The 19,339-nt window shown below is 63.0% G+C and carries 17 protein-coding genes and 1 tRNA gene; 8 read left to right on the forward strand and 10 right to left on the reverse strand.

Translation table 11 applies throughout. The features are described 5' to 3' along the window. Nucleotides 1–47: 47 nt before the first annotated feature. Nucleotides 48–1,631, forward strand: a complete 1,584-nt coding sequence (locus tag KIT02_RS01180; RefSeq protein ID WP_297581183.1) for an MDR family MFS transporter — start codon at nucleotides 48–50, stop codon at nucleotides 1,629–1,631. 21 nt (nucleotides 1,632–1,652) lie between these two features. Here KIT02_RS01180 and KIT02_RS01185 read toward each other — a convergent pair whose 3' ends face one another. Both KIT02_RS01185 and KIT02_RS01190 read right to left on the reverse strand, forming a co-directional pair. Next, nucleotides 1,653–3,563, reverse strand: coding sequence for a flotillin domain-containing protein (locus KIT02_RS01185; RefSeq protein WP_297581186.1), 1,911 nt, complete (start codon nucleotides 3,561–3,563; stop codon nucleotides 1,653–1,655). Next, the gene (locus tag KIT02_RS01190) at nucleotides 3,563–4,213 is read right to left on the reverse strand and encodes a YqiJ family protein (protein WP_297581189.1); all 651 of its coding nucleotides are present in this window, start codon (nucleotides 4,211–4,213) and stop codon (nucleotides 3,563–3,565) included. Before KIT02_RS01190 ends, KIT02_RS01185 begins: the two co-directional genes overlap by 1 nt. A 354-nt stretch (nucleotides 4,214–4,567) precedes the next feature. On the opposite strand from KIT02_RS01190, the gene KIT02_RS01195 reads away from it, so the two are divergent. Beyond that, on the forward strand, nucleotides 4,568–5,185 hold the full coding sequence (locus KIT02_RS01195) for a hypothetical protein (protein WP_297581192.1): 618 nt from the start codon (nucleotides 4,568–4,570) through the stop codon (nucleotides 5,183–5,185). A gap of 103 nt (nucleotides 5,186–5,288) precedes the next feature. Then, complete coding sequence (locus KIT02_RS01200) at nucleotides 5,289–7,379, forward strand: molybdopterin-dependent oxidoreductase (RefSeq protein WP_297581195.1); 2,091 nt, start codon at nucleotides 5,289–5,291, stop codon at nucleotides 7,377–7,379. 237 nt (nucleotides 7,380–7,616) lie between these two features. Here the strand turns inward: KIT02_RS01200 and KIT02_RS01205 are convergent, their stop codons facing one another. After that, complete coding sequence (locus KIT02_RS01205) at nucleotides 7,617–8,381, reverse strand: sulfite exporter TauE/SafE family protein (RefSeq protein WP_297581198.1); 765 nt, start codon at nucleotides 8,379–8,381, stop codon at nucleotides 7,617–7,619. Between the two features lie 291 nt (nucleotides 8,382–8,672). Between KIT02_RS01205 and KIT02_RS01210 the strand changes: the two genes are divergently transcribed. Further along, a complete protein-coding gene (locus KIT02_RS01210) occupies nucleotides 8,673–9,113 on the forward strand; it encodes a glyoxalase superfamily protein (RefSeq protein WP_297581201.1) in 441 nt (146 codons plus the stop codon). On the opposite strand, the gene KIT02_RS01215 is transcribed toward KIT02_RS01210, so the two are convergent. After that, nucleotides 9,114–9,647 (reverse strand): DUF2147 domain-containing protein, encoded by a 534-nt coding sequence (locus tag KIT02_RS01215; RefSeq protein WP_297581205.1) that lies wholly within the window; start codon nucleotides 9,645–9,647, stop codon nucleotides 9,114–9,116. Nucleotides 9,648–9,855: 208 nt separating this feature from the next. Here KIT02_RS01215 and KIT02_RS01220 point away from each other — a divergent pair. Next, nucleotides 9,856–9,945: transfer RNA gene (locus KIT02_RS01220), tRNA-Ser, on the forward strand. A 185-nt stretch (nucleotides 9,946–10,130) separates the two neighbouring features. Here the strand turns inward: KIT02_RS01220 and KIT02_RS01225 are convergent. From KIT02_RS01225 to KIT02_RS01250, 6 genes are all read right to left on the reverse strand, one after another. Further along, nucleotides 10,131–10,733 carry a histidine phosphatase family protein gene (locus KIT02_RS01225; RefSeq protein WP_297581207.1) on the reverse strand — a complete coding sequence of 201 codons (603 nt, stop codon included), beginning with the start codon at nucleotides 10,731–10,733 and terminating at the stop codon, nucleotides 10,131–10,133. Next, nucleotides 10,730–11,764, reverse strand: a complete 1,035-nt coding sequence (locus KIT02_RS01230) for an ABC transporter ATP-binding protein (protein WP_297581209.1) — start codon at nucleotides 11,762–11,764, stop codon at nucleotides 10,730–10,732. Before KIT02_RS01230 ends, KIT02_RS01225 begins: the two co-directional genes overlap by 4 nt. Before the next feature lie 9 nt (nucleotides 11,765–11,773). After that, a complete protein-coding gene (locus KIT02_RS01235) occupies nucleotides 11,774–13,519 on the reverse strand; it encodes an iron ABC transporter permease (protein WP_297581211.1) in 1,746 nt (581 codons plus the stop codon). Between the two features lie 63 nt (nucleotides 13,520–13,582). Next, a complete protein-coding gene (locus tag KIT02_RS01240) occupies nucleotides 13,583–14,713 on the reverse strand; it encodes an ABC transporter substrate-binding protein (protein ID WP_297581213.1) in 1,131 nt (376 codons plus the stop codon). Between the two features lie 122 nt (nucleotides 14,714–14,835). Then, nucleotides 14,836–15,672 (reverse strand): MurR/RpiR family transcriptional regulator, encoded by an 837-nt coding sequence (locus tag KIT02_RS01245; protein WP_297581215.1) that lies wholly within the window; start codon nucleotides 15,670–15,672, stop codon nucleotides 14,836–14,838. 139 nt (nucleotides 15,673–15,811) lie between these two features. Then, a complete protein-coding gene (locus tag KIT02_RS01250) occupies nucleotides 15,812–16,369 on the reverse strand; it encodes a PAS and helix-turn-helix domain-containing protein (protein ID WP_297581217.1) in 558 nt (185 codons plus the stop codon). A gap of 212 nt (nucleotides 16,370–16,581) precedes the next feature. Between KIT02_RS01250 and KIT02_RS01255 the strand changes: the two genes are divergently transcribed. The 3 genes from KIT02_RS01255 (at nucleotide 16,582) to KIT02_RS01265 (ending at nucleotide 19,339) form a co-directional block, all read left to right on the forward strand. After that, nucleotides 16,582–17,772: a substrate-binding domain-containing protein gene (locus tag KIT02_RS01255; protein WP_297581219.1), complete on the forward strand. Its 1,191-nt coding sequence runs from the start codon at nucleotides 16,582–16,584 to the stop codon at nucleotides 17,770–17,772. 80 nt (nucleotides 17,773–17,852) lie between these two features. After that, the gene (locus KIT02_RS01260; RefSeq protein WP_297581221.1) at nucleotides 17,853–18,623 is read left to right on the forward strand and encodes an ABC transporter ATP-binding protein; all 771 of its coding nucleotides are present in this window, start codon (nucleotides 17,853–17,855) and stop codon (nucleotides 18,621–18,623) included. Next, a complete protein-coding gene (locus KIT02_RS01265; protein WP_297581223.1) occupies nucleotides 18,623–19,339 on the forward strand; it encodes an ABC transporter ATP-binding protein in 717 nt (238 codons plus the stop codon). The genes KIT02_RS01260 and KIT02_RS01265 overlap by 1 nt, the downstream gene beginning before the upstream one ends.

A 19,339-nucleotide genomic window follows, 5' to 3' on the forward strand; every position in this document is an offset into this window, starting at 1 on the left:
AAGGGCCGACGCCGCACGCCGACCCATTCGTGCCAAGGATTGCCCTAATGTCCCAAACCGTTCAACCGGCCGAAGAGCCGCAGGACCAGTCTGTTCGGCTGGTCATCGGCGCTGTCGCCGTCACTCTCCTGCTCGCCTCGCTGGGCCAGACCATCGTGTCCACGGCGCTGCCGTCCATCGTCGGACAGCTCGGCGGGCTCGATCACCTCACCTGGGTCGTGATCGCCTATCTGCTGAGCTCCACCGTTGTGGCACCGATCTACGGCAAGCTCGGTGATCTCTACGGTCGTAAGATCGTGCTGCAGGTGGCCATCGTCATCTTCCTCGGCGGCGCCGTGCTCTCGGCCATGGCAACATCCATGACCTTCCTGATCGTGGCGCGCGCCATCCAGGGCCTGGGCGGTGGTGGCCTCATGGTGGTAGCGATGACCGTTGTCGCCGACATCATCCCGCCCCGTCAGCGGGGCAGGGTGCAGGGCCTGTTCGGCGCGGTCTTCGGCGTCGCAACGGTGGTCGGCCCGCTGCTGGGTGGTTTCATCGTCGAACACCTGTCCTGGCAGTGGATTTTCCTCATCAACCTGCCGCTCGGCATCATCGCGCTCGCTGTCATCGCCGTGGCCCTCAGGCCCCGCGCCGACAGGGTGAAGCACGCGATCGACTATTCCGGCTTCGTATTGCTTTCGGGTGGCCTGACCGCATTCGTGCTGGCCACGTCCCTGGGCGGCAATACCTTTGCGTGGGCATCCGTCGAAATCATCGGATTGATCGTGGTCGCCCTGGTGTTTCTCGGCGCCTTCCTCTGGGTCGAGTCTCGCGCGCCAGAGCCGGTTCTGCCGCTAAACCTCTTTGCCAACAACACCTTTTCCGTCACCAGCGCCGTCGGTTTCCTGGTCGGCATGGCCATGTTCGGCTCCATCACCTTCCTGCCCATGTATCTGCAATTGGCCAAGGGCGTGTCGCCCACCGATTCAGCGCTGCAACTGGTGCCGATGATGGTTGGCCTGATTGGCGCTTCCATGCTGTCCGGCTTCCTCATGACCCGCACCGGCCGCTACAAGCTGTTGCCACAGGTTTCGACCTTCGTGCTGATCATCGGGCTGGCCCTGCTGGCCAATATGCAGCTCGATACGCCTTCCTGGCAGGTCGCCATCTACATGTTCCTGGTGGGCGCCGGCATTGGCCCGGTCAACAGCGTCAGCGTGACCGCCACGCAAAACGCCGTGTCGCGCGATCAGGTTGGCGTGGCCACAGCGGGCAATACCCTGTTTCGGCAGATCGGCGGCTCCATAGGCGTCTCGGCCTTCGGGGCGATCTTTTCGAGCGGTCTCGCAGCGCGGATGGGCGAACTGCTGCCGGCCGGCAGCAGTGGCGGTACCGGCAGTTTCAATGCCCAGATGGTCGCTGCGCTGCCCGAACCCACGCGCAGCCTGGTGCTCGAAGCCTTTGCCAGCGCGCTGCACCCGGTGTTTTATACTGCGGCCGGCGCGGCCCTGCTGGCCTTTGCGCTGACCTTCTTCCTCGAAGAGCGCCCGCTGTCCAACAGCCTCCGGCAGGAGCCGGAAGCCGAGATCGACGCCGAGGAAACCGCCGCCGCATCTGTCGTTGGCGCACCGGCAACTGCTATGCGTTGATCGGCCTGTTCGCCGAGGCCGCTACTTCTTCGCCTTCGGCTCGACCGGTGACGACTGGGTTACCGATGAGGCCAGTCCATCCAGCGTGCCGCCGCTGAGGCCGAGTTCCCCCATCAGGGCGTCGATCAGCGGCGCCTGGCTGCGATAGCGCAGGGCGGCGGCGACGGCCTGGTCGGCCAGTCCGCCATTTCCGGCAGCGCTTTCGCCGCTGCCGCCATTGGCACCGGCGCCGTTAAGCCCATCGACATGCAGGATCTTGATCCCGTCGATATTCTGCATCGGCTTGACGCTTTCGGCGATGATCTGCGGCAACGCCTCGATCAGGCGCATACGCACCTGCATCGCGATCTGCTCGGCGCTGAGGGTGTTGCTGGCTTCGTTGACGGACCGCTTGCCTTCCGCTTCCACCTTGTAGGTCGCGGCCAGAGCGTCGGCCTTGAGCTTTTCCGCCTCGGCCTCACCCGATGCGCGCAACCTGGCCTGCTGCGCTTCTGCCTCTGCTGCGATGCGCAGGGCTTCGGCGCGGTCGGCAGCAGCCTGCTTTTCGGCTTCAGCGGCCACGGTCACCGAAATCGCCTGCTGCTCGGCCGCCTTGCGCGCCTCGATGAGCTGAATGGCCTTTTCGCGCTCCGCTGCGGCGGTCTGGCGGGCCGTGTTGACCTCTTCGGCAGCCTTTGCCGCCACGGCGCGCGCCTCGTCGGCCGCTGCATCGGCCACCGACTTCTCCTTGCTCTTCACCGACACGGCGATGTCGCGCGCCTGCTCGGCCAGGGCGATCTGCTTGGCCTTGTCGACGGCGGCGGCCTCCACGGCCAGTGCGGTGGCGATTTCGCGTTCCTTGACGACCTGGCCGGAGGCGATGTCGGCCTCACGCACCTTCTGGTCGGCAACGATGCGCGCCTGTTGGGCCTCGCGGTCGCGGTCCGCCTGTTGCTGCGCGATCAGCGCCGCCTGCTCGGCCGTGCGGATCTGGATTTCCCGTTCCTGCTCCAGCCGCGCAAACTCCTTGTCGCGCGAAATCTGATACTTCTGCTGCTCGGCATCGAGGTTCTTGCGCTCGATCAGGACCTGGGTTTCCTGCTCGATATCGTTGCGTGTCTTGCGGCGTTCTTCGATCGCCTGCGTCAGCTTGGTCAGACCCTCGGCGTCAAAGGCATTGTCCGGGTTGAAGAATTCGCGATTGGTCTGGTCGAGGCCGGTCAGCGAGACCGATTCCAGTTCGAGACCATTCTTGAGAATGTCTTCGGATACGGCCGCCTGCACCTTCTGTACGAAGTTGACCCGCTGCTCATGCAGTTCTTCCATGGCCATTTCGGCAGCCACGGCACGCAGGGCGTCGACGAACTTGCCCTCGACCAGTTCCTTGAGGGCCGAAGGCTCCATGGTGCGCCGGCCCAGTGTCTGGGCGGCATTGGCGATGGATTCGACCGTTGGCTGCACCCGCACATAGAACTCGGCCTGCACATCGACGCGCATCCGGTCCTTGGTGATGAGGGCCTGCTCATTGGCGCGGCGGACTTCGAGCCGCAGCGTATTCATGTTCACCGGGATCTGTTCGTGCAGCACCGGAAAGACCAGCGCGCCGCCGTTCATGATCACCTTCTGCCCGCCAAAGCCGGTGCGCACGAAACTCACCTCCTTTGAGGAGCGGCGGTAGAGGCGGGCGAAGATCAGGCCGATGGCAAACAGCGCCACCACGATCACCACAATGATGATCAGGACGTCGTACAGGGACTGGAACATTGCGGCGGGCTCCTCTGCGGGCAATGGCGGCGGTGAAATCTCTTGAATGGGTTGATCGTCTATGGGGGCGATGGCCGGCGGATCGGGGTCGATCATCGCCGGGGTGGTTTCGGACGGGTTCTGCCCGCCCGGCGGTTCCTGTTCCCCTTCATCCGGGGGCGGGGTCTTGGTCTTGACCTTGGTGACCATCAGTCCGCCGGTTTCAGGCGGGTGATGGCCCTGTAGATGCTTCCCTTCTGGCGCACGATCACCACTTCCGAACCGGTTGGCAGGGTTTGCTCATGGTCGTCCGGTTCGACCAGCACGTAATGCGTATGGCCGTGAATATCGGTCAGCTTTGCTTCTGCCGGATGACCGGCGCTGGCGGAACCCCTGAATATGGTGGCCACCCGGCCAATGAAGGCCGAGGTGCTGACGGCGTCGCTTTCCTCGCGCGGCATGATGCGGGCCAGGCCGTGACCGATAAAATGGGTGGTATAGAGGGCGCCGATGGCGGCCGGAACGCTGGCAATCCAGGGCTGGAGTGCAAAGCCGAAGACATTGCGCAAGCTCTGCTGGCCAAAGAGGCCCAGAAGCCCGAAACTGGTGAGAAAAAGGATCAGAACCACAAGGGCAGGGAGCCTGCCGAACGATATCCAGCTGAGAAACTGGCTGAGCGGCGCCAACTCGATCTCAGGCGCGTCGACGTCCACATCGACGTCGAGGTCGGGCAGGCTGCTGTCGATGGCCGCGCTCGGATGCAGGCCCATCATCAGGCCGCCGAACTCAAGGATGGCGAGTGCGATCGTGATGCCGATTGCGGCCGTGAACGGCACCATTTCGGGCGTGAAAAAGTCCATCGTGTCCCTCCTACGATGGGCGCTCGGGCAGCTCGACCCCGATCGCTTCCTATATTGTTTTCCTGGTGTTGCCGGTCAAGCACGCATACCCGATTTCGTGCCAAGGCGACATATTGACTGACCCGGACTGCGCAAATTGTCCAGCCAATACAACAAGTTGACGCAATATCCAGAATCGCATGTCCAAGCCCTTGAATCGATCTGCCAAGAACTTGAATCGCCGTGTGAGGCTGGCCCAGGGCCAACCGCGCCAATTCTGGCGAAATTGTGAATGGCCAAATCAGACCGTTCCGGCAATATCTTGGATGTTAGCAGCCGATTTAGCGTCACCGGCCTTCATATGGAGACTTACGCGTGCCCTTGCGTTGGCAGGAAGTGGCTTTGCCGCTGTTCACGATCCTCGTGCTGATTACCCTCAAATACATTCCCATGACCGCCCATCTGCCCTTGTCCCGCGCCGCCGGCGTCGTGGCATTCGGCTATGCGGCTTTCCTGGCCCTGCGCCTGGTGCAGCCGGAGGATGGGGTCATGGTTGAAGGCGGTTGGGCCGAGCTGCGCCCCTCGCTGGTGGAATATTTCGCCTGCTATGGCGCTGCGGCGCTCGCGGCCGTCCTGCTGTTTGCCGTGATCGTCATGGGCAGCGTGGCGGACGCCACCCAGCTGATTGCCACCTATGTGGCCGTGCTGCTCCTGGCGCTTGGCTCGGTGGGCATCGGCATGGCGGGCCTGTTTACGCAGACGCGCTGGGACAACCGCCAGGTGCGCCACCGCTCGGCAACCGGGCGGGAAACGGTGCTGGATTGGGCCGATGTCCGGGCAGTGCGCCCCAACTGGCGCGGCGTGACCATTGCCGGCCCCACCGGCCGTATCACTTTTTCGCAGTTCCACGGCGGCGCCGCCCAGTTGGCCACCCACGCAGCCACCCGCGCCCGGCGCAATGCCGAAACCGCGACCAGGGCGTTTGCGGCCTGACTGACGCATTGCAGGATCGGGGCGTGTATCCATCACTCGCCCTGATCCAACCCATCACCACAATCCGTTTGCCCCCATGCCGCCGCTCATCTAGCCTCTCGGCATGAACGCCCCCACGCCCGCCCGCACCATCCGCTCCGTCTGCCCGCATGACTGTCCATCGGTCTGCGCGCTCGATGTCGACATTCTCGCCGATGGCACTGTCGGGCGCGTCCGCGGTGCCAAGGACGACCCCTATACCGCTGGCGTGATTTGCGAAAAGGTCGCCCGCTACGCCGAGCGCATCCACCATCCCGATCGGCTTCTTTACCCGATGCGCCGCATCGGTCCCAAGGGCGCAGGGCAGTGGCAGCGCATATCCTGGGATGACGCGCTCGACGAGATTGCGACGCGCTTTCTGGCCGTTGAAGCAGAGCAGGGGCCCGAAGCTGTCTGGCCCTATTTCTATGCCGGCACCATGGGCCATGTGCATCGCGACGGCATCGAGCGCCTGCGGGCCGTCCGGGGCTATTCGCACCAGTATGACACGATCTGCGTAGGGCTCTCCTGGCCCGGCTATATCGCCGGAACCGGCTATCTTGGCGGCGTCAATCCCGAACAGATGGCCGAGGCCGATTGCGTGGTTATCTGGGGCACAAACGCCGTGCATACCCAGGTCAATGTGATGACCCACGCCATGCGCGCCCGCAAAACGCGTGGCGCCAAGGTGGTTGTCATCGACATTTACCGCAATGCCACTATGGAACAGGCCGATATGGGGCTCGTGCTCCGGCCCGGTACCGATGGCGCCCTTGCCGTCGCCGTCATGCATGTGCTCCTGCGGGATGGATTGGCGGACCGGGACTACATGGCCCGGTTCACCGACTTCGGACCTGAATTCGAGGCCCACCTGCAGTCCCGCACCCCGCAATGGGCCGCCGGTATCACCGGCCTCACCGTCGCGGAAATCGAAGCCTTCGCCCATCTGGTCGGTAAGACTGCACGCACCTTTTTCCGCCTCGGATACGGCTTTTCCCGCCAGCGCAACGGCGCCACGGCCGTTCACGCGGCCCTGTGCATCCCGGCCATGACGGGGGCCTGGCAGCACCGGGGTGGCGGCGCTTTCCACTCCAATTCAGGCACCTGGGCCCTGGACAAGTCGCGGCTTGAGGGGACGCATCTGCAAAAGGGCACGCCGCGGGTGCTCGACATGTCCGAGATCGGCCCCATTCTGACCGGCGACGCCAAGGCCCTGCAGGGCGGGGCCCCGGTTCGTGCCATGATCGTGCAGAATACCAATCCCGCCGTTGTTGCCCCGGACCAGTCCAGGGTGCGCCAGGGGCTGATGCGTGATGATCTGTTCCTCGTCGTCCACGAGCAGTTCATGACCGAAACGGCGGAGCTTGCCGACATTGTCCTGCCCGCCACCATGTTCCTCGAGCACAACGACTATTACACCCGCGGCGGCCATACCCGCGTCCTATACGGTCCGCAGGTGATCGATGCGCCGGGTGAAGCTCGCTCGAACCACGACGTCATCAACGCCATCGCCTTGCGTCTGGGCAGCGACGATCCGAGCTTCCACACCAGTGACCGGGATGTCGTCGCCGACACCTTTGCCCGCTCGAACTATCCGCCGCTCGCCGTGGTGGAAGAAACCGGCTTTGTTGACCGGGAACGGCCCGATGAGGCCGCCCGCTTTGCCACCGGCTTCGGCTGGCCCGATGGGCGCTTCCGTTTCGCGCCGGATTGGCAGGCTGTTGCTGATAAGAAGGGCTATCGCTGGAGTTGCGATCCGGCCGATATGCCGCGCTTCGCCGATCATTGGGCGGTCAATGAGGCGATCAATGCCGAACACCCGTTCAAACTGGCGACCAGCCCGGCGCGCGCCTTTCTCAACTCGTCTTTCAATCAGACTGCCGGGAGCCTGAAGCGCGAGGGTGAACCTTCCGTCTTCATTCACCCCGAAGACGCTGTCCGCCTCGGCATTGTCGAAGGCGATATGGTGCTTGTTGGCAATCGCCGCGGACAGGTGCCGCTCATGGCCCGCTTGCATACGGGCCTGTGCACCCGCGTGCTCATCGCCGAGGGGCTGCACCGCAACAAGGCACATCGCGGCGGGCAGGGCATCAACATGCTCACCAGCGCCACCCCGGCTCCCCCCTTCGGCGGCGCCGCCTTCCACGACGCGGCAGTGTGGATCAGAAAGGCTTGAGGAAGTGCGGTAGCCCACAAGCAGGCGTTCTTCTCAGGCGCTGGCGCCACAATTATCGCGATGTCATCCCCGCGAAAGCGGGGACCTCCGTTTTCTGAACAGAGGTTCCCGCTTTCGCGGGAATGACCCATAGCAGGTGAGGGGGCCTGTTCGATCCTCCCAAGTTTTAGGTAGCCCAACCAGGGCCTGGCGTCGCTCGGGAGAGGGTTTTGCTAGCCTGGGACCTGCCGCCTCCAGCTACGCATACGCGGTCCAGAAAAAATACCCTGTCATGCCAATGCCATAGACGATCACCCCGATGCGGATCCATTGCGTCGGAATATACTGCGCCAGACGGGCAGCCGCGTATCCGCCGATCGTCACCCCCACAAGCGCGATCGAGCCGTGATACCAGTCGATTGAGCCGCTGATGGCGAAGCGCACGACGGCCACCAGGGCGACCACCGTCGAAACATAGAGTTTCAGCCCGTTCATGGCGTGGATATCGGTCATGCCGGCCATGGCCAGAAAGGCCAGCAACAGAATGCCGAGGCCGGCATTGAAGAAACCACCATAGACACAGACGGCCGCCAGCAGCGCCAGCAACAAGACTGTGCCCAATGTCTTCATGCCGCGCCGCTCACCCGTGCGGGCGCGTAGCGCAGCATTGATGCGATTGCCAAACACGAAGAGGGCCACGGCAAAACCCATCAGCCAGGGCACCGCCTTGGAAAACACCTCATCGGAGACCACCAGCAGCAATTCAGCGCCGACATAGCCGAACACCACGGAAATGATCCCATAGAGCACCAGCCGGTCCTTGTAGCCGGCCATGGCCTTCCAGTAGCCCAGGGCGCCGCTGGCATAGCCCGGCAGGGCCGCATAGGTATTGGAGGCATTGGCGAGGATCGGCGGTACGCCCGAAAACAGCAGCGCCGGAAAGACGATGAACGAGCCGCCACCCGCCAGCGAATTCAGGGCACCACCCAGGATGCCGGCCACAAACAGCAGGAATTCGGTCATCTGCCTCCCCCTTTGGTCACGCCTCTCCTAGCCGTTTCGCGCCGCTGCGCCTAACGCATTTGCCTGATCGGCTCATCACCGTGATTGATCGGCCCCTGACTTGGCCCCTTGACTTGGCCAACCGGCGGGCGCATTTAGCGCTTCGGTTGCTGGCGCCTGCCGCTCGCGGATCGTCTGATCCATGGTGAAGCCCAGCCTCGAAATGATCCCTTTGGTTGTTTTCTCCCAGGGCGCATCATGGCAAAGCGGGCACCCATGGTTAATGTCGCCTCCTTCTTGGAGAGACCAAAGATGTCTTTTTCCCTCGATACCCCCTCCGCCCAGACTCTGAAGTCCGAGGCCAAATCCCTGCGTGAAGAACGCGCCCGTCAGGGCGAGACACTGACGCATGGCGCCGCTCTCGAAGCCGTTGCCCGCGCCCATGGCTACCGCGATTGGAACACGGCCCGCGCAGCGTTGCCGGAAAGGGTGGCCGTGCCCTTCCAGGTCGGCATGCGCGTCAAGGGTTTCTATCTCGAGCAGCCGTTTCGTGGCCTGCTGATCGGGGTGCAACTGTCGGGCAATCGGCAGTATTTTACCGTCACCATCCAGTTCGACGAACCGGTCAATGTGACGCCGACCTTCATGTTTGCCGCCCATCGTCACCGCGTAACCGCGACGGTCGATATACGCGGCATCTCGCCGGACCTGCGCGGCAATGGCGCGCCGGTCATGCAGCTCCTGCGGGACTGATCAACTCCCCGAAGCGGCCGCCGCCGCTTCGGCCTCGAACCGCAATTGCAGTTCTTCGGCCGGCACCCGTGTCCAGTCCTCGCCCCGGCAGATCGTATTGAACAGCACGCAGCCATTCAGCCGCACGGTGTCCGGCCCCACCATTTCGAGATAGCCCGAATAGGTATTGCCGTCCTCCGGATTGTAGATCTCGCCGTCAAAAATGTTCGGCTTGTCGGCAGGGCGCAGGGTCAGGATCTGTAGGCCCAGCATGGGCCTGTTGCGCAGGTTCGGATCCTTGTTGCGCTGGTCGGTGAATTCTTCCACGGCCATGCTAGAGGCAGCAGCGGCCTCTTCCGGGCTCAGGTTCTCGGTCGGCACCACGATACGGGTCAGATGCCCACAGTATCCTTCCGGGCAAGGATAGATGGTTACTTCCGATTCCAGCACGGTGCGCCAGACGCCTTCGATCGCGCTCTGGGCCTGTGCCGAAGGGGCCCAGCCCATTGTCGCGACAAGTCCGGCAAGGCCGGCCCATCCCCATGCTTTTCCCATTCCATGCTCCTGCAACTGCGCTGCGGACCGGCATTGAAGGTGGAATCGAGTGGCCGCCGCCGAAGGCTATGCGCCCGGCAACGATTGCACCAGCCCCCGCCGGCGGATCGCCGCTGTCCACGCGTTGCCCGCCCCACTGGGGAAATTGCCCCCTCCGGCGACAAACCCCTTGCCTTGTGCCAAGGTTATCCCGTATCAGCCTCGTGCCGGAGAGGTGGCCGAGTGGTCGAAGGCACACCCCTGCTAAGGGTGCAGATCGGGAACGGTCTCGAGGGTTCGAATCCCTTCCTCTCCGCCACTCCATCCCGATGCGCTTTATTCGAAAGCCTGTGTAGGACGAACCGTGGTCGCGGCCGCGCCCGGTGGGCAAGGCTTCCCATTTCGGTCACCGCAACCGGTCAGCCGGTGCCCAAAGCGCAGCCGGGCTTCCGCCTCTTCTTCGCAGATGGTCGCGGTGCCTCAACGGCCGCTCAGGTTCCGACGTCAATCTGGAGCATCAACCACGACCCCGCCCGGGGTGAAGTTGAAGACTTCCAGGCGCATTTCCTCTTCTCCGGGCTTGCTGGCGAGCATTGAAAGGCTGGCCGGCCCTACGGGGATGATGCGCTTGGGTGGAAGACCAAGCAGTGACTGCAGCAAGGCCCGGATGACGCCACCATGGCAGACAACGAGCAGCCGTTCGGAGCTCTCGAAGGCAGTCCGTGTGACGGATACGGTGCGCGCCACGAATTCATCCCAACTTTCGCCGCCCGGGGGCGCGTAAGTGCCAGCGCGCCAGTCGCGATAGGCCTGCGGCTGCTCGGCAGTCAGCTGGCTGATCTCCAGACCCGTCCAGTCGCCAACATTGACCTCACGAAGCGCTGGCTCGTCTTGAGCACTGGAGAAGCCCAGCAGTTCAGCCGTGCGTCTGGCGCGTTTGAGGTCCGAGCAAATTACCCGGTCTGGCCCGAGCTGCGCGAGGGTCGGCTTGAGAGCCAGAGCCTGCTGCTCACCCCGAGCGGACAAATCTATGTCCGCCTGGCCCTGCAGACGGCGGGAGGCATTCCATTCGCTTTCGCCGTGGCGAACAAGCAGCAGACGCCTCATGGCAGCACCTCGCCATCGGCGCCAAAAAGGGCGGCCGGTGTTTCCGGCAGCACCATATGGACCGTGTCGCCGACAGTGAACGATGGGGCGGCGTCAACAACGGCAGTCAGGCGGAGGGCGCCCTTGATGCCTGTCAGCATGGCGCGGCCCGCGACCGGGCTGGCTTCGGCAAAGTCGAACGCCATGCTTCCCGGAACAGGTGTGGCGCTGACCGAAACGTCCTCCGGCCGATACATGGCCAAGGCATTTGGCGGCAAGCCGTCCCCACGCTCGGGCGGCAGCAGGTCGACCGGCACGAGATTGGCCGGCGGTGTGCCGACAAAGGTTGCCACGAAGGCGGTGGAGGGGCTCCGGACCAACTCCTCGGGCGTTCCAAACTGCTCGACCCGACCGTTGTTGAGCACGGCCACATGAGTGGCCATGGTCATGGCTTCCACCTGGTCGTGGGTGACATAGACCGAGGTGGCGCCGGTCGCGCGGTGGACCCGGAGCAGTTCGGTACGCATCTCCACGCGTAGCTTGGCATCGAGATTAGACAGCGGTTCGTCAAACAGGAGGATGGAGGGGCGCGGCGCGATCATGCGGGCAATGGCGACCCGCTGCTGCTGGCCGCCCGAGATTTCGTTGGGATAGCGGGTCGCCAATGCCTCGATGCCCAACATGCGCAGCACTTCGGTGACCCGGGCCTGCCGCTCTGGCTTGGCCAAGCCTGCCACTTTGAGCGGCCAGTCGACATTTCCGGCCACGGTCATGTGCGGCCAGAGCGCGTAGGACTGGAATACGAGCCCGGTATCGCGCTGGGCCGGATCGATGGTCCAACCCTTGTTTCCGTCGGATACGACCTTGTCACCGAAGGACACGGTGCCGCCGCTGGGCTGCTCAAGCCCGGCCAGCATGCGCAGCATGGTCGACTTGCCGCAGCCGGAGGGGCCGACGAGGACAAGGAAGGCGCCCTGCGGCACTTCGAAGGAGATGTCATCGACTGCGTTGTGCAGGCCGAAGGTTTTGACGAGATTTTGGATGCGGATCATGGGCGCAACTTACGATTTGAGCCAGGGCTGCGATTTGGCCTGCAACTGATTTGCAAGCAGGGTCGCAGCGATCGAGATCACGAGGATCACGACGGTTATGGCATTGGCGAATTGGGTGAATCCTTCCGAGGCGTAGCGGTAGGCAAGGACCGAAAGCACCGGCATGGTGGGGGTGAACAACAGCACGACGAGCGAGAGGTCGCGCATGATTTTGACGAAGACGATCAGCCCGCCTGCCGCGAGCCCCCGGCTGGCCAGCGGCACGGTGATGGCGGTGAGACGGCGCAGGAAGCCCGCGCCGGTCATGCGGGCACTCTCGTCGAGATCGCCCGAGACCTGCTGGATGACGGCGCGGCCGGTCTGCACCGAGAAGGGCAGGAGATAGGCCGTGCCGGCAATCAGCAGCAGCGCAAAGGTGCCGTAGAGGGCCGGGAATGGACCGATGGGCGCGCCGAACAGGGCAATATAGGCGGCGCCGAAAGCGATCCCGGGCACAAGAAGCGGAAGAAAGCTCACCTGGTTGATAATGCCGCCCAGCGGACCCTTGCCGTCCCGCGCCAGCACCAGGGCGACGATCAGACCGATCGCCGTCGTTGTGATGGCGACCGCGACACCCAGACTCATGGTGAGGCCAGTCGCCGAGACAATGAACGGGTTGGAGAAGATGCCAGCCTGCCCCTGTGCGATGGACGGGTCGGATGCACCGGTCCAGTAGTGAAGGGTCCAGTTGGAGAACAGTGCTGAGGACGAGGGTGCCAGCGAGGAGGCGATCAGGATCCCAACCGGCACGACGGTGGTCAGAATACAAATCAGCGCGGCCAGTGAGAACAGTGGCAGTCGGCCGGAGCCAAGGGTGAAGCGCTTGGCGCGGCCGCCTTTGCCAGTGATCGTGGCATAGGAGCGGCGACCAGAAATCACCTTATTGCCCAACCACAGGAACAGGGCCGAGACAAGGATCAGCAGGATGGCAATGACATAACCACGCGCCGTCTGCCCGACCTCGATTAGGCCATAGAGGCGCGTGGCCATCGTCTGCATGCGGACCGGCAGGCCGAGCAAGGCAGGGGCGGCGAAGTTGGAGACCGCACCGGCAAAGGTCAGCGAGGCACCGGCAACCACGGCGGGCAAGGCCACGGGCAGGACAATGCCCATCAGGATGCGCCCGCGCTTCGCGCCGGCCATCTGGGCGGCTTCAACGAGATCGGAATTGACGGTCGCGAGGGCGGCCGCAATGACAGTGAATGCGAGCGAATAATAGTGCGCGATCAGAACGATCAGGGTCGGCACCATGCCCCAGGACAGCCAGTCGGGAATGGTGAGGCCGAGACCTTCAAGAAAGCCGGATTGTCCGCCAACGCGTGAATTCCTGAACAGAGATCCCCATGCGAGCGAGGTGGCGAAGCTGGGGATCATGAAGGGCAGGGTGGCCATCAGTCCGATCGTGCGACGGAACGGAACATCGGTCATCACCACCAGCCAGGCGAGGAACCCACCGATCAGCACGCAGCCGCAGGCGACCCCCACGCCCAGGATGAGCGTATTGCCCAAGGGTACCCAGAGCAAATTGCGCGCGAGGCGGCCGGAAGTGACATCGCTCCAGGCCTCGATGGCATCCGGCGAGAGCGTTTCGAAAAGGATGCGCAGCAGCGGCGCGACGATGAGCACACCCAGTATGGCCAGGACGGCCAGCTTGAGCACCAGCCGGCCATCAAGGCGAAGGGGCCGCGCCGCAGCGCGCGAAGAAACAGTAGGCATTGGAATGAACCGCCGAACGTGGCTCCCGGCCGTGCCGGGAGCCGTTGCAGGGACTATTGCAGACTACTGCAGGGAGAGGACCAGGTCGCCCACTTCCTGGCGCAGGTTGGAGGTCGCGACCGGGTCAATCGACCAGGCGCTGAAATCTTCCAGCGGCACGGCATCGGGATGGCTGACAATGTCGCTGCGGGTGGCGTAGTCGCCCGCCACGTAGAACGGCTTGAAGCCTTCGCCACCGGTCTCGCTGTCGTCGCCCATCAGGAAGTCGATGACGAGACGCGCCGCTGCAGGATGGGTCGCGGTGGACGAGATGCCCAGTACCGCCGGGAAGATGATGCCATTTGACGGGGTTACGTCATTGGCCACCTGCAGCGCCCAGCCTTCGTCTTCATTGTCGCGGCGATCGGAATAGGAGGTGAAGCCGACCGGCGGATTGTCCTGGCCGAGCGCGCCGACCGCGGCGTTGACGTCATCGGTCGAGGATACAAGGATCAGGTCGTTTTCAAACAGGTCGACAATGAACTGCTGGCCGGCATTTTCGACGCCGTCATCGAGGGCGATGGGCGAGCCGAACTGAGCCTCATAGGCGCTGGCCATTTCATCCGAGCGCAGCACGATTTCGGTCATCAGGTCGAGATAGTCTCCGCGCTGCAGCGGATCCACCATGATGACGCGGCCGGTCCAGTCGGGCGTGGTGAGTTCCCATAGATTGCTGACTGGCGCGCCGTCGGGATTGGCTTCCTCATTGTACATCAGCACCTTGGTCGACAGGCGCTGGGCGAGGAGCGGCTCGCGCTCCTTGGTATCGAGCAACGGCACGACACGTGGCGGCACATAGGGCGTGACAAGGCCGGGGCCGAGCAGTTCAGCAAAAACCACCGGGGCATCCGAAATATACACCACGTCGGCGCTGGCGATCCCGGCAGCCGCTTCGGCCTTGAGGCGGGTGATCTGTTCGGTCGAGCTCATGTCGTGGCTGACCATGTCGATTCCAGGATAGGCGGCTTCGAATGCGGCCTCGACTGCGGCGATGCGGCTGGTAAAGGCATAAACCGTGACTGTGCCTTCTGCCTGCGCAAGCGGCAGCAAGTCTTCGGCGCTCATCGCGTCGAGTGCGGGATCATATGACTGCGCCAGTGCCGGGGTCGCCAATGCGACGAAAGCCGTGGAAAGCAGAAGCAGTTTCTTGTCCATTTTTTCCTCCTCAGGATGGTGCCCCATGCACCCATTTGACGCAAATCCACTTGCACAACTAATATAACATGCATGTGAACTTGCAGGATTTAGGCGTGCAAGATCCTCTTCTCGCGCTGCCCCTAGTCGAAAGCGTCGATCAGTTGCCCCAGTGTTTCGAGGCGTTCAAGTGAAGCGGTCGTATTCTCGTTGACCATCGCCAGCACAAGGCCATTGCAGATCGCCATGGGCACGGTGAGTGTCTGGAACGCATCTTTCGATCCAGCGCGCGGCGCGAACAGAAGATGGTCGGCGGCCGGCACCAGTGACGGCCCGACGCTGCCGGAAACCATGACAGATTTGGCGCCGAGTGCGCGCGCATGATTGAGCAGAGCCGCCAGATGCCGGGGCTGCCGCCGGAAGGCAAAGGCGATTATGGCATCGTCGCTGGTCATGCCAACGATCTGCTCAGCGATGTCGCGTCCTTCGCCGTGCAGCATGACGGTATTGAGACCCATGCGGCGCAGGCGACGGTCGACCAGCACCGCGAGCGCGGCGGCATTGCCGCGCGCAAACACAAATATCCGGCGCGCTTTGTACAGGTCGCGGGCCGCGCCCAGCAGGCGAGCGTCGTCGACATAGTGCTGCAAGTTTGCCAGCGCCTCGATTTCACGCGCGACCAGATCAGTCAGAAAGCCCGCCTCGGACGTCTGCTGCAGGGTATTGCGCACGCGTGTCGCCGGATCGGTGCGGACAATGAACTCGTCCTGGATTGCTGTGCGGAACCCGGCAAAGTTGGGATAGCCAAGCTTCTTTGCGAGCCTGGACACCGTGGCCTCGTGTACGCCGATGCGCTGTGCCAGATTGTTCGCGGTCCCCAGCGCAATGTCGCGGGGGCTGGCGATCACCTGCTTGATCAGCAATTGTTCAGCAGGCGTCAGCGAATCGGCTGCGTCCTTGACGCGATCCAGCACAGACATCGGTTCCTCCAATGGAATGCCAACTTAAGGTTGTGCATGAAAAATTGCAACAACTAAATGATATGCAAGTTTTCTTGCGTTGCAGGCCTGTCAACCTGGCGCCCGGCATCGGGTAGGGCAGGCGAGTGCCGCGTGGGTGTCAGCCTGGCATTGAGCTGAGGTGGGACAATAGCTCGGCCACGTTGTGGGCATTGTATTTCTTGAGGAGGCGCGCCCGGTAACTCTCCACCGTGCGTGGGGAAATATCGAGCGTGCGGGCGATTTCCTTTGATGTGCGGCCTTCGCCCAGATGCATGACGATCTGCCGTTCGCGGCCTGACAGATTGAGCACATTGCGGGTTTCCGACAGGTCGGCAAAGCTCCAGACCGCACGGCGCAGCGGATCGTCGTCGCGGGTCAGTGAATGGCCACGCACCCGGCACCAGAAAAGGGTGCCATTCTTGCGAGCCATGATGCGCTCGTCCGAGTAGCGATTGGTGCGTTTGAGGGGTTCCACTCCGACATCGCGGATACGCTCGAACTCTTCCATCGACGGATAGAGGATGGCGAAGGATTTCTCGATCAACTCATCCGGGCCATAGCCAAACATCGCGGCAAAGGCCGGATTGCAGCCTTTGATGACGCGGCTTTCGGTGACCACCAGGCCGATCGGCGCATTCTCGAAGGCCAGAAGGCCAAGCTCATGTGGATCGATCATGTGGTGTGTTTCTACGGTATTGTCCGTGGTCGAGGGGCTCAAGAATAATAGCCAGCAATTCGCTCCGCGCCAGTCAAAGCCGAAACCGGCACGCCGGGGCGAACCAGAGGAGAGGCATTTGGCGGGATGTGATTCCGCCCGGGTGTCACTGGGATTGCAGAGGGTTGGACCGGGCGCGAGGCGCCGGGAAAGACCCAAGTGGGAGGAAAGACATGAAGACCATTCTGGCCGCATTGGCCCTTTCGACGGCGCTGACAGGGGGTGCCCTGGCGCAGGATGCGGCGCGCATTGCGCTGCTGCACGGCCTGTCGGGTTCGCCGCTTGAAGCCTATTCCAAGCAGACCCATACGGGGTTCGAAATGGGGCTTGAATACGCGACCGGCGGCACGATGCAGGTCAAGGGCAAGCCCATTGAGCTGATCATCAAGGATACCCAGTTCAAACCCGATATTGCCCGGGCGCTCTTGGCGGAAGCCTATGGCGACGACGATGCGCTGATCGCAGTGGGCGACACGTCGTCTGGCGTGGCGCTCTCCATGTTGCCGGTTGCCGAGGAATATGAGCGCATCCTCCTGGTCGAGCCGGCCGTGGCCGATGGCCTCACGGGGGCGGACTCGAACCGCTACGTGTTCAAGACGTCACGCAATTCCTCCATGGACATGCAGGCGCAAGCCCTGGCGCTGGCGCCGGACGAAAATCTCTACGTCGCCACCCTGGCGCAGGATTATGCCTTTGGCCGCGATGGTGTGGCAGCTTTCAAGGCGGCGCTTGAGGGCACCGGGGCGAACCTGGTAGCGGAAGAATATGTGCCGCAACAGACAACGGACTTCACCGCCACGATCGAGCGGCTGTTCAATGCGCTCAAGGATCAGCCGGGCCGCAAGGTGATCATGATCTACGTGGCGGGCATCGACGCGATGACGCCGCTCGCCTCCGCCGACCCGGGGCGGTTTGAGATCGAGCTTTCGACCGGTGGCAATATCCTGCCGGCCTTGGCGGCCTACAAGCAGGTGCCAGGCATGGAAGGGGCGATCTACTACTACTACGAAGCGCCCGACAACGAGGTGAATGACTGGCTGGTCGAGGAGCACATGGCGCGCTTTGGCACGCCGCCGGACTTCTTTACTGCCGGCGGCATGGCTTCGGCCATGGCGGTGGTCAAGGCGCTCGAAACCGCACCGGATTGGGAAACCGAGACGCTGATCGAGACCATGGAGGGCATGAGCTTCGAAACGCCCAAGGGCACCATGACCTTCCGGCCTGAAGATCATCAGGCGCTCCAGGACATGTATCACTTCAAGATCAAGGTCGAGGACGGCGTCGATTGGGCCATCCCCGAACTGGTCCGGGTAATCGCTGCCGACGAGATGGATATTCCGGTCGGCCGCAACAACCAGGAATAGACTGCGCCAAACGCAGCCTTGACGATGCGCCCGGCGGGGTTCCTCCTCCCCGCCGGACGTGTCCTTCACATGGGGATCCCGTGAACACTTCGCCTTCCATCCGCACTGAAAACCTGACCATCCGCTTTGGCGGGCATGCTGCGGTGAACAACGTCACCTGTGCCTTTCATCCGGGCGAACTCACCGTGATTGTCGGGCCCAACGGGGCAGGCAAGACCACGTGGTTCAATCTGGTTTCAGGGCAGTTGAGGCCGACTTCGGGCAGGATATTTCTCGGCGAGAAAGAGATATCCGCGCTGTCACCATCGGACCGGGCCAAGGCGGGGATCGGCCGGGCGTTTCAGCTGACCAATCTTTTCCCAAAGCTCACGGTTTTCGAGAATGTCCGGCTGGCTGTGCAGGCGCGTGCGCGGCAGGGGCATCGGATGTTTGCGCGAGCCGGATCGCTGAAGGGGCTGGCCGGCAAGGCCATGAACTATCTGGAACAAACCAATCTGGCAGCGCTTGCCGATCTGCCGGCCTCGGCGCTGCCGCACGGGGACCAGCGCAAGCTCGAAGTCGCGATGCTGCTTGCCATGGAGCCGGATATTTTCATGTTCGACGAGCCGACGGCAGGCATGTCGGTGGACGAGGCACCTGTAATTCTCGACCTCATCGCGCAAATCAAAAAGGACACCACGCGGACCGTGCTCCTGGTCGAGCACAAGATGGATGTGGTCCGCGCATTGGCCGACCGGATCGTGGTGCTGCACAATGGCGAACTGGTGGCCGATGGCGATCCGGGCGAGGTGATGGCGCTTGACCTGGTGCGCGACATTTACCTCGGCGTCGGCGCCGAGGAGGTGGCGTGATGGCCCCCATCCTCTCACTCAGCGGCGTTCACACCAATATCGCACAATATCAGATCCTGCATGGCGTCAGCCTCGACGTGCCCGAAGGAGGCGTGCATGTGATCCTCGGGCGCAATGGTGCAGGCAAGACCACGACCCTGCGTACCATCATGGGCCTCTGGAAGGCGCGGCAGGGCGAAATCCAGTTTCGCGGCACCGATATTACCCGTCTTGCCACGCCGGACATCGCGCGGTTGGGCATCGCCTTCGTGCCGGAAAATATGGGCATCTTCGGCGGTCTCACCGTCGAGGAGAACATGCGGCTGGCCTCCAATACCGGCAGTTTCGATGCAGACCGGCTCGAACGCATTTATTCCATTTTTCCGGCCATCAAGCAGTTCTGGCAAAAGCCGGCGCACGCCCTTTCGGGCGGACAGAAGCAGATGTTGGCCGTTTCGCGCGCCATTGTCGAAAAGCGCGACCTTATCCTGATCGACGAGCCGACAAAGGGCCTGGCGCCCTCGATCATCCGCAACATGATCGCGGCGTTTCGCGAGATCGCTGAGGAGACCACCATTCTGCTGGTCGAACAGAATTTCCACTTTGCCAGTGCGCTGGGGCAGAGCGTCGCGGTGATCGACGACGGTCGCATCGTCCATAGCGGATCGATGAGCGAACTCGTCAATGATCCGGCTTTGCAGAGCCGTTTCCTCAGCCTGTCGCTCGAAGCCCATTGA

This window comes from Devosia sp. (assembly GCF_025809055.1).
Lineage (GTDB): Bacteria > Pseudomonadota > Alphaproteobacteria > Rhizobiales > Devosiaceae > Devosia.

Bases quoted from the DNA above. Each gene is read 5' to 3' on its own strand.
- KIT02_RS01180 (WP_297581183.1), top strand. From the start codon at position 48: ATGTCCCAAACCGTTCAACCGGCCGAAGAGCCGCAGGACCAGTCTGTT.
- KIT02_RS01185 (WP_297581186.1), bottom strand. From the start codon at position 3,563: ATGGTCACCAAGGTCAAGACCAAGACCCCGCCCCCGGATGAAGGGGAA.
- KIT02_RS01190 (WP_297581189.1), bottom strand. From the start codon at position 4,213: ATGGACTTTTTCACGCCCGAAATGGTGCCGTTCACGGCCGCAATCGGC.
- KIT02_RS01200 (WP_297581195.1), top strand. From the start codon at position 5,289: ATGAACGCCCCCACGCCCGCCCGCACCATCCGCTCCGTCTGCCCGCAT.
- KIT02_RS01205 (WP_297581198.1), bottom strand. From the start codon at position 8,381: ATGACCGAATTCCTGCTGTTTGTGGCCGGCATCCTGGGTGGTGCCCTG.
- KIT02_RS01210 (WP_297581201.1), top strand. From the start codon at position 8,673: ATGTCTTTTTCCCTCGATACCCCCTCCGCCCAGACTCTGAAGTCCGAG.
- KIT02_RS01215 (WP_297581205.1), bottom strand. From the start codon at position 9,647: ATGGGAAAAGCATGGGGATGGGCCGGCCTTGCCGGACTTGTCGCGACA.
- KIT02_RS01225 (WP_297581207.1), bottom strand. From the start codon at position 10,733: ATGAGGCGTCTGCTGCTTGTTCGCCACGGCGAAAGCGAATGGAATGCC.
- KIT02_RS01230 (WP_297581209.1), bottom strand. From the start codon at position 11,764: ATGATCCGCATCCAAAATCTCGTCAAAACCTTCGGCCTGCACAACGCA.
- KIT02_RS01235 (WP_297581211.1), bottom strand. From the start codon at position 13,519: ATGCCTACTGTTTCTTCGCGCGCTGCGGCGCGGCCCCTTCGCCTTGAT.
- KIT02_RS01240 (WP_297581213.1), bottom strand. From the start codon at position 14,713: ATGGACAAGAAACTGCTTCTGCTTTCCACGGCTTTCGTCGCATTGGCG.
- KIT02_RS01245 (WP_297581215.1), bottom strand. From the start codon at position 15,672: ATGTCTGTGCTGGATCGCGTCAAGGACGCAGCCGATTCGCTGACGCCT.
- KIT02_RS01250 (WP_297581217.1), bottom strand. From the start codon at position 16,369: ATGATCGATCCACATGAGCTTGGCCTTCTGGCCTTCGAGAATGCGCCG.
- KIT02_RS01255 (WP_297581219.1), top strand. From the start codon at position 16,582: ATGAAGACCATTCTGGCCGCATTGGCCCTTTCGACGGCGCTGACAGGG.
- KIT02_RS01265 (WP_297581223.1), top strand. From the start codon at position 18,623: ATGGCCCCCATCCTCTCACTCAGCGGCGTTCACACCAATATCGCACAA.